This is a genomic window from Mycobacterium riyadhense, from assembly GCF_963853645.1.
GTDB classification, from domain to species: Bacteria; Actinomycetota; Actinomycetes; order Mycobacteriales; family Mycobacteriaceae; genus Mycobacterium; species Mycobacterium riyadhense.
In genome coordinates this window covers 2508457-2520504 of sequence record NZ_OY970456.1, presented here as the reverse complement: position 1 = coordinate 2520504, position 12048 = coordinate 2508457, and the positions used below count along the sequence as shown (strand labels likewise).

Below are 12048 nucleotides of genomic sequence, written 5' to 3'. Positions count from 1 at the left end.
CACCGGGTGAGTATGTCAAAGCGATGCGGGTCGGGTTACCGCTTCCCGGAATTGCTTCGGCTTTGGCGCCGGTGTGCATCGACAAATGCGGCGGCCTCACCGGCCATCGCCGCGGTCAGCATGGCTTTGGCACGCCATCCGGTTGGACCATCACCGCCCATCAGTGCTCCGTCAAATTGCTCACGCCACTTGCGGCCGTGCACTCGCCCCAACCCCCGCACCAGTGCATAGTTTGCGTTCCACTCGTATCGCCAACTGCCGAAGTTCGCCTTGGCCGTCTTACCGCCGAAATGGTTGATATATGCCCTCTCCGTGACGTAGACGCCGAAACCGGCGTTTCGGGCACGCAGGGCCAGGTCAAGGTCAATCCCCCACCCATAACGCCCGAAGCTTCGCAAATCCATGCCGTCGAGGGCATCCCAGCACTCCCGGGACATCATGAGCGCGGTGCCCTCCACCGCCGGAACTGCCCGGTATTGCGGTCGCGGGACGTAGTTGGCGGCTTCCGGTTGCTGGTCGGGGATCGCACACGGGAATCCCTGGTCGATCATCGGGCCAACGATGCCCGCGTCGTCAGGAAGGCTTGGGTCGAGCAGACCCGCAACGAAGCCCTTGGAGAGGCGGGTGTCGTTGTTGAGTGTCATGGCGTGGGTGTAGCCCTCGCTGAACGCGGTGCGGAAGCCGAGGTCGCTGCCCCTAGCCCAGCCCAGGTTCTCGCCAGGTGTAATGACTCGCTCGTTGCTGATCTTGGGATAGTCACCCCGGTTGTCGATGATGAGGTAATCCGCGCCCTCGCGGTCTAAATCGTCGATCAGGGCATGCGTGTAGTCGTGCTGGCCGAACACCGGCACCGCGATCAGTAACGACACGAATCAACGGTACAGCGGCGGCCACCGCCCGGATGGTCGTTCGGGCAACGCGTTCATGGCAGGCAGGGTCCAATATCGCAGCTCGACGCGATTCACAGCGTTGTGGAGCTCGCGGACAACTTGCATTGACGCGATCAGGCCGCACACCGATGCAGAACAACAGCGGCAACTCTTCGGGACGACAGTGTCGCTCTCACGCGGAGAATGCTCCGACCGGGAGACCGGTTGATACGCAACGAATCTCGCTTCGTCCTCAACCAGAGTCACAACAGATGCCTCAACTCCTCGTGCACGGCAAATACATCCAGTTCGTCCACGACGATAATTGGTTGCTTCCAGGCGCTCTGCAGACCCTCGCGCGGTGCTTCGAGGACGATGCGGTTTGGGTTGACGGCGTCAGACCCGGACGCTTCAACCCGCCAAATTCATCGGCCAAGTCCTGTACCTTAAGTCGAGAACCGAAGCGGTTGCGTTAATTGCCGCGCCGCGTCAACCTGATGACGACGTGCACGGGCAGTGCGACAGAAGTGGGAAGACGGTGAAGCGAGCGCTCATAACCGGAATAACCGGGCAGGACGGCTCCTATCTCGCAGAATTCCTGCTGACCAAGGGCTATGAAGTCCACGGGCTGATCCGTCGAGCCTCAACGTTCAACACATCGCGTATCGATCATCTCTACGTTGATCCCCACGATCCGAACGCTCGACTGTTCTTGCACTACGGCGATCTCACAGATGGCACCCGACTGGTCACATTGCTCAGCACCATCGAGCCGGACGAGGTGTACAACCTTGCGGCGCAATCACATGTGCGCGTCAGCTTTGACGAACCCGTGCATACCGGCGACACCACCGGAATGGGATCCATGCGGCTGCTGGAAGCCGTTCGGCTGTCCAGGGTGCAGTGCCGCTTCTACCAGGCGTCATCGTCGGAGATGTACGGGGCGTCGCCGCCACCGCAGAACGAATTGACGCCGTTCTATCCGCGTTCACCCTATGGTGCGGCCAAGGTCTATTCGTATTGGGCGACACGCAACTATCGAGAAGCGTACGGATTGTTCGCCGTCAACGGCATCTTGTTTAATCACGAATCACCGCGGCGCGGTGAGACATTCGTGACCCGAAAGATTACGCGCGCCGTGGCCCGAATCAAAGCCGGGATCGAATCCGACGTCTATATGGGCAACCTCGATGCCGTGCGTGACTGGGGGTACGCGCCGGAATATGCCGAGGGGATGTGGCGGATGCTGCAGGCCCCGGAACCCGAGGACTACGTCCTTGCCACAGGGCGCGGATATACCGTGCGAGAGTTCGCCCAAGCCGCTTTCGGCCACGCCGGTCTCGACTGGCAGCAGTATGTCAAGTTCGATCCACGCTATCTGCGGCCCACCGAGGTGGACTCACTCATCGGGGATGCCACCAAGGCCGCGGAGTCGCTCGGCTGGAAGGCTTCCGTACACACAGCTGAGCTGGCGCGGATCATGGTCGACGCCGACATCGCCGCCTTGGAGTGCGAGGGCAAGCCATGGATCGACAAGCCGATGGTCGTCGGTCGGAAATGAGCGCGGTCAGCTCGGTCGGCCCGCTTGACCGCTCGGCGCCGGTGTATATCGCCGGACACCGCGGGCTGGTCGGCTCTGCGCTGCTCCGCAGGTTTTCCGACGAGGGGTTCGGCAATCTGCTGGTGCGCTCGCGCAGTGAGCTCGACCTGACGGATCGGGCCGCGACGTTCGACTTCGTTCTCGAGACAAGGCCTGCGGTCGTCATCGACGCCGCGGCCCGAGTCGGCGGCATCCTGGCAAACAGCACCTATCCCGCGGATTTCTTGTCCGAGAACCTACAGATCCAGGTCAACCTGTTGGACGCGGCCCTGGCCGCGCGGGTACCGCGGCTGCTGTTCCTTGGCTCGTCCTGTATATATCCCAAGCTCAGCCCACAGCCCATCCCGGAAAGCGCGCTGCTCACCGGACCGCTGGAGCCGACGAACGACGCATACGCAATCGCCAAGATCGCCGGCATCCTTCAGGTGCAGGCCGTTCGGCGCCAACACGGCCTGCCGTGGATCTCTGCCATGCCCACCAACCTCTACGGACCTGGCGACAACTTCTCCCCCGCTGGCTCACATCTGCTGCCCGCCCTCATCCGTAGGTATGACGAGGCCAAAGCGAATGGCGCGCCGGAGGTGACGAACTGGGGCACCGGAACACCCCGGCGCGAATTGCTACATGTCGATGATCTGGCCGGTGCGTGCCTTTACCTGCTCGAGCACTTTGACGGGCCCACTCACGTCAATGTGGGTACCGGTGTGGATCACACCATCCGTGAGATCGCCGACATGGTGGCCGCGGCGGTCGGGTACGACGGCGAAACCCGCTGGGATTCAACCAAACCGGACGGAACGCCCCGCAAACTGCTGGACGTCTCGGTGCTGCGGGAGGCGGGCTGGCGGCCGGCGATCTCACTGCGGGAGGGCATCGAGGCAACCGTGGCGTGGTATCGCGAGAACGCCGCCGCGATAAGGACATGAGATGAAATTGTCGTACCGAGCTCGTGATATAGTGCGTCGCACGGGTTTTGACGTATCCCGCTACCATCCCGAGCTGGATTTTAGGCGTAATTTTATCCATCAATTGCGAGCGCAACAGGTGAATGTGGTTCTTGATGTCGGCGCAAACTCGGGGCAGTTTGCGACCGACCTCCGCGCCGCGGGCTACGCGGGTCGCATCGTCTCGTTCGAACCCCTCGCTGGACCGTATTCCCAGTTGGCGAGCAAGGCCTCGACCGATCCGCTGTGGGAGTGCCGGCGCTGTGCACTTGGTGATTCCGACGGATCCATCACGATAAACGTCGCGGGCAATGCCGGCGAAAGCAGTTCCGTGCTGCCGATGCTGAAAAGCCACCAGGATGCCTTCCCCCCGGCAAATTATGTTGGCACCGAGGAGGTTCCGATACGGCGTCTCGATGCGATCGTGCCGGAAATCCTGCAGCCAACGGACGTTGTTTTTTTGAAGATCGACGTGCAGGGATATGAGAAACAGGTGCTCGCCGGTGGCACCGCAACGGTCAAAGACCGTTGCGCCGGTATGCAACTCGAACTGTCCTTCCTGCCGTTGTACGAGGGCGGCATGCTGATTCGTGAGGCGCTCGACATCGCGTATTCTTTGGACTTCACATTGACCGGGCTGTCACCCAACTTTGTCGACATGCGTAACGGTCGAATGCTGCAGGTCGACGGCACCTTCTTTCGTGTGGACGATTGATCGACAATGGTTGCAACGCCGCTGTTTTCGATCATCGTCCCCACCTTCAATGTGGCTGGGACCATTCGTGCCTGCCTGGACAGCATCACCAGCCAGACCTGGACCGACTACGAACTAGTCGTGATCGACGGGGGCTCCACGGACGGGAGCCTCGATCTGGCCAAGAGCTATGAACCCAGCCTGGATGGGCGTTTGGTCCTGCACAGCGGGCCCGATGACGGCGTCTACGACGCCATGAACAACGGCGTCAGGATGGCCAACGGGACCTGGGTGTTCTTCATCGGTGCCGACGACACCTTGTACGAGCCGGAGACCCTAGCCCGGGTAGCCGGCTTCATCGGCGACCACACGTCCAGTGATCTGGTTTACGGCGATGTGATCATGCGTTCGACATCATCGCGCTACGCCGGCGTCTTCGACGTCGACCGGCTGCTGTTCGAGCAGAACATCTGTCATCAGGCAATCTTCTACCGCCGCAAGCTTTTCGAAACGATCGGACCCTATAACCTGCGCTACCGGATGTGGGCCGACTGGGACTTCAACATTCGCTGTTTCTCCAATCCAGCGCTGGTCACTCGGTACATGGATATCGTGGTGGCCAACTACAACGACCTGAGCGGCCTCAGCACGAACGTGGACGAGGAGTTCAAGAAGCGGTCACCAAGATTCGTCGGGGCGTTAATGCTGGAGCTGTTTCGCCGGAAGCTGCCAACGCGGGGCAAGTGATAGGCGCCGGACGATCACCGTCGGCTCAACGACTGCCTCTGGTTGCGTCGGACCGCATCCGCCGTCCCAGCCAGAGGTACACCGCGCGGCGGGCGACCGCGTTCGCGCGAGCCCGCATACCGGCAACCAGCAGATCGCGCCGGCTGAGCAAACCGGGGTGCACTGCGGCGAATTCGCGGCCGAAGCTGATCGCTTGGTCGGCTTGAGCTCGCACCAGCTGCACACTCCATTGAGATTCGCTGACCCTGAACGCGGCAAGGGAGCGTGGTACTGCTACCAGGTTGCCGCGCAGCAGCACCGCGCAGTAGGTCGCCTGGTCGATGAGATAGGGCAAACGATCGTCCCAACCGCCGGCATCGACGAGGGCATCGCGCTTGAACAAAACTGAGGCGGGTTCGCCGAAAATGTTCGTGCCGGCCAGGACGGTCCGCCGGATGGCCTCGGTGCCTTTGACCTCACCGCGTAGTCCCGCCAATCCGCGGTTGCGCAACACCGGCGTTCCCGCAGCGTCGATGACGTCCCTGGCACTGGCGGCCATCACCGCCGAAGGGTGTGCATCCAGTGCCGCCACCTGCACTGTCAAGCTGTCGGGAAAAAGCAGATCATCGCCGCACACCAGTTTGATGAGCTCGCCGGCCGCCAGGTCAGTCACGGCGTTGAAGTTCGCCGGAGCCCCACCGCCAGAAGCCAAGCGGCTCAAGCGAACCCGCGGGTCTACGGTGAATTGCTGTAGCGTCTCCCAGGTGCCATCAGTGGAGCTGTGATCGGAGACCACCAACTCGAAATCGCTGAAGGTCTGGGCGAGAATCGATTCCATTGTGGCAGCGATGAACTCAACGCTGTTGTATGCCGGAACGACAACCGATACCCGCGGCGTCACAAGCGAGCTTGCTGATGCTCAGCCATGCCGAGCTCAGCGGCGCTGCGGCGAAACGAGAAGCCCCGGTGGGCAAACCAGCTGTACACCACAGTCACCCCGGCAATCGCGAACTGCGACACCAACACTGGCCACCCGAACAGTTCCACCAACACTGGCAACACGGCGAAATTAAACGCCAGAGTCGAGAGATTGACCAGCTCGAACCGGCACAAATCGCGCAACACATGACCCGTTACCCGGAACACGAACCTGCGGTAGAGGACGAAGGCGCACAGCACAGCACCGATGTGCGCACACATCAATGCGCTCATGTAGCCGACGGGGCCGCGCGGAAAGAGCCATAGGAACAGGATGAACCAGAACCCTCCGAATGCGGTGTTCATTCCACCGACAATGAGGAAGGCGATCCTCTGGTCCCTGATCAACCGAAATAGCGGGCCGGGAACGCCCGTCATCCCCGCTGGCGGACGAACTTTGTCCGCGTAGGTCTCTACAGTCATGGCACTCAACTAATCGGCAGGTGATCTGCCGCCGAGAGCACGGTGCCAACGGGCACCGCCCTAGCCGGCAGAGCCGGCACCATCGGCACTGCGATTTCGGCCGAACTGACGGTTTCACGAATCATGAACAGCGGCCGGCCTTTGCTCTGGTCGTACAACCGCCCGAGATACGCTCCGATGGCGCCAAGCATCAGGAACTGCATGCCGCTGAGCAGACCCAGCGCGGCCATCAGCGAACTCCACCCGGGAACGGTGTGTCCCAGCACCGCGCCCACACTCGAGTAGATTGCGAAGAAGAATCCGACCGCCGCCATGATCCAACCAAGCGTCATCGACAGCTTCAACGGCGCCACCGAAAAGCCGGTGACGGCGTCAGCCGCGAAACGCACCATCTTGGTGAACGGGTACTTGCTTTCCCCCGCCACCCGGGCTTTGCGGTCGTAGACCAGCGGCACCTGCTTGCCGCCGATCCAGGCAACCATGCCGCGGACGAAACGGTGGCGCTCGGGCATGGCCATCAGCAGGTCGAGCACATTGCGTGTGATCAAACGGAAATCACCTGTGTCACAAGGGATATCCACCTCGGTCACGCGGCTAAGGCCCCGGTAGAACACACTCGCGGTGGCCCGCTTGAACCAGCTCTCGCCCTCGCGCTGGCGGCGCTGACCGTACACGACGTCGGCGCCCTGGTCCATCAACGCCATCATGTCGGGCAAGAGCTCCGGCGGATCTTGCAGATCGGCATCGATGATCAGCACGCGCTCGCCGCGACACACGCTCAGGCCCGCAGTGAGCGCAAGCTGGTGGCCGTGGTTACGCATCAGACGAACCGCGACAATCCGCGGATCCTCGGCCGCCGCCTTCGACATGACCTCCCAGGTCAGGTCACGAGAACCATCGTCAACCAAGACGATCTCGCTGGTTCCCCCCAACGAATCCAATACAACCCCGACCCGGCGCAGGAACTCCGGCAGCACTTCCTCCTCGTCATAGCAAGGAGCCACCACCGAGACCGCCGGGCGACATGACGCAGTCATGGTCGTTAATCTAATTCTCAGGTTCGCCTGGCGCGGGGCTTTCGCGATTATCACCTGCCGAATTCACCCAGTGCTGACGCAGTAGTTACCGGCACGAGCCGACATGGGCTTCTGAGCTGGGAAAACCCTGCTGCCATAGCTGCGGCCCCGGCTGCGGCGCCCGTAGCTGCGGCCCGTGATCGCGTCGCACCGGGGAGCAGCACACGAGTACCAGTTCTGGTGCGCGACGGGATCCTCACCGCCGGTTACACCCGGCCCGTATCGTCGAGAGGTAGTTTGCACCTCGGCGAAACTGCAGCGGTGAACAAGCCACGGGGAGATCATGCGAAGCTTTATCCAAAATCTGCCGCACCCGATTGCCAACACCCTATTCATGGCACGACGGGTGCGGACCAGCTTTTACGAGGACGGGCTTTTCACAACAACCAACGCAGACTTTCGCAAGACTGAGCACTTCAAGCGCGTCTACGCCGCCGCGAAGGCCACCGGGTCATTTGGCAGGTGGAATGTCCGTTGGCGCATCCACGTGCTGTGTTGGGCCGCCACTCACGCGTCGGCCATCGAGGGCGACTTCGTCGAGTGCGGGGTGGACCACGGCGGTACCGCAATGGCCGTCATCACCCATACCGACTTCGGCCGGCTGGGGAAACGCTTCTGGCTGCTCGACACCTTCCAAGGGTTCGACCGCGCCCAGCTGACGCCGGAGGAAGCGTCCCACGCCGGCTACATGGACTATCCCGATTGCTTTGAACGCGTCAAGAAGAACTTCGCCGGCATGGATTTTGTACAGCTGGTTCGAGGCACCGTGCCGGATACGCTCGAACAAGTCACCAGCGAGAAGATCGCTTATCTGCACCTCGACATGAATTGCACGGCGCCGGAAATCGCTGCGCTCGGGCATTTCTGGCCGAAGATTTCACCCTTTGGCATTGTCATTATGGACGACTACGGATGGCCTCGCCATTACCAGCAGAAGACCGGTTACGACCGTTTTGCCCAGGAGCGGGGGCTTCAAATTCTTCGGCTCGCAACCGGCGGGCAAGCGATTCTGATCAAGCCGCCCGGATAACTGCACCGCGGAATACGCGGACTCGACGGGCCGGACACCAACGGCCCGAGAGCCCCACCAGCAAAGCCCAGGCAGCGTCAACCTGGCCGGTAGGCATATCCGGCTGGCGGCTCCTATACCCTTGGCCCAAAAATCACGAGCGGAGCCGGGGGCCGACCTTGAGAGTTGTCGACGAAGCGGTCAGGCTGTCGCGAGCGTGCGGCGTTCGGCTCGGCTTCGGTGTCTTGGCATTCGCGGCGGTGACGGCGGCCACCTGGCCTATCGCCCGCTACCGGATCTTCACCGGTTGGGCGAGCTACGATGACGAGGGCTATCTGTTGATCGCCCTCAAGTCGTTCGTCAACCACGGCGGGCTCTACGATCACATCGCCGCGTACGGCCCTTTCTACTACCAATTCTGGGACGGGGTCTTCGCCACTCTTGGGGTCACGGTCAACCACGACACCGGCCGCACGGCGACCATGGTCGTCTGGTTGCTTTCGAGCCTGCTCATCGGGCTCTCTACCTGGCGCATGACCGCCAGTATCCTCGTCGGCCTGGCGACCCAGCTGATCGTATTCTGGGCGCTTGCCAGCCTCGCAACGGAACCGATGTCTGCAGGCGGCACCGCCGTCCTGCTTGTCGTGACGATCGTGACGATCTCCTGCTTCGTCGGTGATCGCTCCTCACGATTCTCGATTGCCTTACTCGGCGGCGCCGTGATGGCCCTGATCCTTGTCAAGATCAATATCGGCATTTTCGCTCTTGTTGCGGTGGCCCTGGTTTGCGTGGTCAGCTATCCCGTCCTTGCCCGGCGTCGCTGGCTGCGGCCGGTGGTCGAGGTCGGCTTCGTGGCGCTGCCGCTGCTGCTGATGGCCTCGAAGGCGGGCGAAGCCTGGGTTCGCCACTACGCAGTCCACGTCGCCGTCGCCGCACTCGCCGTCGTGATCGCGTTAAGAGCCCGCGACGCCGGTCGTCGCGACACCAAAGAACTCTGGTGGCTCGGCGGCGGCCTGCTCGTCGTCGGCGTAACCGCCTGCCTGGCGATCCTCGCCAACGGAACCAGCCTCTCCGGCCTAATCGACGGGAACATCTTAGGGCCGCTGCGCTTTCCGGGCGGCACCTTCTCGAACCCGCTCCGCCTCTCCAACTTGACCTACGTCTTTGATCTGCTGGCCCTGGTAGGCGCCCTCGGCTACTGGTACGCCGTGCGCAACGGCGAGGCTCGCCCGAGATTGGCCGACCCTTTGCTCGTCTCGGGGCTAAGCATCCTCGTCGGCCTCTATATGGCGTTCTCTGGAGGCGGCGAGAAGGCGCTAGTTGACGCCAGCTCCGCCGGGGCCGTCCAGCTAGGCCTGCTTTCGTTCGCATGGGTCGCGCTGGTCCAGCCGCCCGGCAAGCAGGACGAGGCAACCCAGTTCGCCCGGCTGTTGGTGCCGCCGCTGGCGGTATTACAGGCGCTGCATGCCTTCCCCGTCGCGGGCAGCCAAGTGTCCTGGTCGGCCTTCCTACTGACCCCGGTCGGCGCGCTCTGCGTCGCAAACGGGGTCCGCGGGATCGCTGTTGGCCTCGACGTCGGGTGGAAGCGGCGCGCCCTCTACGCCTTCGGCGCGATCGCGGCGACCGTGGCCATAGTCCCTCTCGTCACCATCACCCTCAAGCAGGGGCTCGACCAGGCACGAGCGGCCTATCAGGACGCGGTCCCACTGGGCCTGCCGGGCGCCGAGGACGTCCGCGTCAGCCCCAACGACGCGGTGAAGTACCGCGCGATCGTCACCGCGATCCACCAAAATTGCAGATCGTTCGTGATGCTGCCGGAAATGCAAAGCTTCTACCTTTGGACGCTCCAGGAGCCGCCAACCGACTACGTCACGAGCTCCTGGGGGGCGCTGAACGTTGATGCCTACCAGCAGCGGGTGATCGAAGAAACGCGATCGATCGAGGGCCTGTGCCTGCTCGAAAACGACGAAATGGCCCGGTTCTGGACCCTGGGCACAATCCCGGAGTCCCCACTGGTTCGTTATCTGCACAGTGGCTTCGCGCCGATCGCAACATTCGGCGACTATCAGCTGCTGAAGCGCGCAGGAACAGGCGGCGGATCGTGAACGCCCTTGTCGCAATCCGTCCCACGGTGTGGGGCGCGGGCTGGCATGGGCGGCGGCAAGCCGCCTCCCGCGGGTGATTGACCTGTTCGCCAGCGGGTTCGACCGGTCGGTACGCCGCAATAAGACTCGCCGATTCCTGCCAATCGGCGATTCGTGACCGGGTGTAGTTAAATCAGTCCCTATGTCTTGACGAACTGCATAAGATTGCGCGGGGGTAGTCCCGTATCCGGGCGCGGGTGTTCGCGTTTGGGAAGTCGATCGCATCGTTGAGAGCTGCCTGCACTCTGATCGAACAGGACTTCAGTGGCCGGCGCGGACGACCCAACGATCGATGACTGATGACAGATCGTCTGGGAAAGGAAGGCGTGGGGCGGTGAGCCGGGAGTGCAATTGACTGCGAATAATGTCATTTGGTCCCATGCGACGATTTGCCACGATACGGTCATCGGCAGCCATAAATTCCTTGCGGCGAATGGAACGTTGGGGCCGACGCGGGACCCACATCACTATCGGGGCGTTTCAGCCAGCGAATGTGGCACGATCGATGCTGCGCAGGGGGTTTGCGTTGAATAATGACCTGAACTGCGCGAACGCACAGATGGACAGGTTCCTTGCCCGCATCTGCTCGCATCTTGACGCGCATGCACCGGAATTGCGTCCGCTGTTCGATACCATGGCGGCGGAATCGCGATTTGCACGCGACTGGTTGAACGAGGATCTGATACGGCTGCCTGTCGACGCGGCACTGCTGGAAGTGGGCGGGGGGGTATTCCTGCTGAGTTGCCAACTGGCGGCGGAGGGATTTGCTATCACTGCAATTGAGCCGACGGGCTACGGTTTCGGCAAGTTCAAACAGCTTGGCGATATCGTGCTGGAACTGGCCGAAACAAAACCCACTATTGCGCCGTGCAAGGCCGAGGATTTCGTCTCCGACAGCCGGTTCGATTTCGCCTTTTCACTGAATGTGATGGAGCATATCGACGTGCCGGACGAGGCGGTCACCCGCATATCGAATGTACTGAAACCCGGTGCGAGCTACCGTTTTCTGTGTGCGAATTACGTGTTCCCATATGAACCGCATTTCAATATCCCGACACTGTTTACCAAAAAGCTGACACGGCGGTTGATGCGCAAACGCATCGAGGGCAGCAAGCGCATGGATGATCCAGAGGGAGTGTGGCGTTCGCTCAACTGGATCACGATCCCCAAGGTAGCGCGCTTTGCGGCGAAGGATGCGACGTTGACACCGTATTTCCACCGCGCGACGCTGGTGTGGATGCTGGAACGCGCGCTGACGGATAAGGAATTCGCCGGCCGTCGCTCAAAATGGATGGTGACCGGTATTCGGAAGGCGGTGGGGTGGCGGCTGCATCATCTGGCGGGCGCTATTCCGGCGACGCTGCAGCCCATCATGGATGTACGGCTGACCAAGAAGTTGTGACATGAGGTTCCCGCTGAACACCCATTGTCGCCCCACACATGAGTCTCGCGTCCGTTGTTCGGCGGCGACTCCGACGTCGCTACCCACCGCGGCACACTGGTATTGCGGCCCACTTGTACTCGGAGGCGGAACGACCTGCAGCGAGCTGATCGTCGACGTCGACCAAAGCAGGACATGTAACGA

At 61.9% G+C, this 12048-nt stretch carries 10 protein-coding genes and 2 pseudogenes; 8 read left to right on the top strand and 4 right to left on the bottom strand.

Annotated features, from left to right (window positions below; translation table 11 throughout):
• Positions 1 to 173: 173 nt before the first annotated feature.
• Positions 174 to 869, bottom strand: a pseudogene (locus AADZ78_RS11540) (glycosyltransferase family 2 protein); the annotation flags it as partial.
• A 177-nt stretch (positions 870 to 1046) separates the two neighbouring features.
• Here AADZ78_RS11540 and AADZ78_RS11535 point away from each other — a divergent pair.
• From AADZ78_RS11535 to AADZ78_RS11515, 5 genes and pseudogenes are all read left to right on the top strand, one after another.
• Positions 1047 to 1252 (top strand): annotated as a pseudogene (locus AADZ78_RS11535) (glycosyltransferase family 2 protein); the annotation flags it as partial.
• A gap of 155 nt (positions 1253 to 1407) precedes the next feature.
• Positions 1408 to 2430, top strand: coding sequence for a GDP-mannose 4,6-dehydratase (gene gmd / locus AADZ78_RS11530; RefSeq protein ID WP_085252265.1), 1023 nt, complete (start codon positions 1408 to 1410; stop codon positions 2428 to 2430).
• Entirely contained in the window at positions 2427 to 3395 is a 969-nt protein-coding gene (locus tag AADZ78_RS11525) for a GDP-L-fucose synthase family protein (RefSeq protein WP_085252266.1), read from the top strand. Before gmd ends, AADZ78_RS11525 begins: the two co-directional genes overlap by 4 nt.
• A 1-nt stretch (position 3396) precedes the next feature.
• Positions 3397 to 4128 carry an FkbM family methyltransferase gene (locus AADZ78_RS11520; protein WP_085252267.1) on the top strand — a complete coding sequence of 244 codons (732 nt, stop codon included), beginning with the start codon at positions 3397 to 3399 and terminating at the stop codon, positions 4126 to 4128.
• Between the two features lie 6 nt (positions 4129 to 4134).
• Entirely contained in the window at positions 4135 to 4854 is a 720-nt protein-coding gene (locus tag AADZ78_RS11515) for a glycosyltransferase family 2 protein (RefSeq protein WP_085252268.1), read from the top strand.
• Between the two features lie 25 nt (positions 4855 to 4879).
• Here AADZ78_RS11515 and AADZ78_RS11510 read toward each other — a convergent pair whose 3' ends face one another.
• The 3 genes from AADZ78_RS11510 to AADZ78_RS11500 are packed head-to-tail and all read right to left on the bottom strand — an operon-like array spanning position 4880 to position 7325.
• Entirely contained in the window at positions 4880 to 5734 is an 855-nt protein-coding gene (locus tag AADZ78_RS11510; protein ID WP_085252269.1) for a glycosyltransferase family 2 protein, read from the bottom strand.
• Positions 5731 to 6234, bottom strand: a complete 504-nt coding sequence (locus tag AADZ78_RS11505) for a GtrA family protein (RefSeq protein WP_239655193.1) — start codon at positions 6232 to 6234, stop codon at positions 5731 to 5733. Before AADZ78_RS11505 ends, AADZ78_RS11510 begins: the two co-directional genes overlap by 4 nt.
• Positions 6235 to 6239: 5 nt before the next feature.
• Entirely contained in the window at positions 6240 to 7325 is a 1086-nt protein-coding gene (locus AADZ78_RS11500) for a glycosyltransferase family 2 protein (protein WP_204903418.1), read from the bottom strand.
• Positions 7326 to 7593: 268 nt separating this feature from the next.
• Between AADZ78_RS11500 and AADZ78_RS11495 the strand changes: the two genes are divergently transcribed.
• The 3 genes from AADZ78_RS11495 (at position 7594) to AADZ78_RS11485 (ending at position 11865) form a co-directional block, all read left to right on the top strand.
• Positions 7594 to 8340: a TylF/MycF/NovP-related O-methyltransferase gene (locus tag AADZ78_RS11495; protein ID WP_085252272.1), complete on the top strand. Its 747-nt coding sequence runs from the start codon at positions 7594 to 7596 to the stop codon at positions 8338 to 8340.
• Between the two features lie 158 nt (positions 8341 to 8498).
• Positions 8499 to 10424, top strand: a complete 1926-nt coding sequence (locus tag AADZ78_RS11490) for a hypothetical protein (protein WP_085252273.1) — start codon at positions 8499 to 8501, stop codon at positions 10422 to 10424.
• Between the two features lie 544 nt (positions 10425 to 10968).
• Entirely contained in the window at positions 10969 to 11865 is an 897-nt protein-coding gene (locus AADZ78_RS11485) for a class I SAM-dependent methyltransferase (protein WP_139828932.1), read from the top strand.
• The last annotated feature ends 183 nt before the right edge of the window (positions 11866 to 12048 follow it).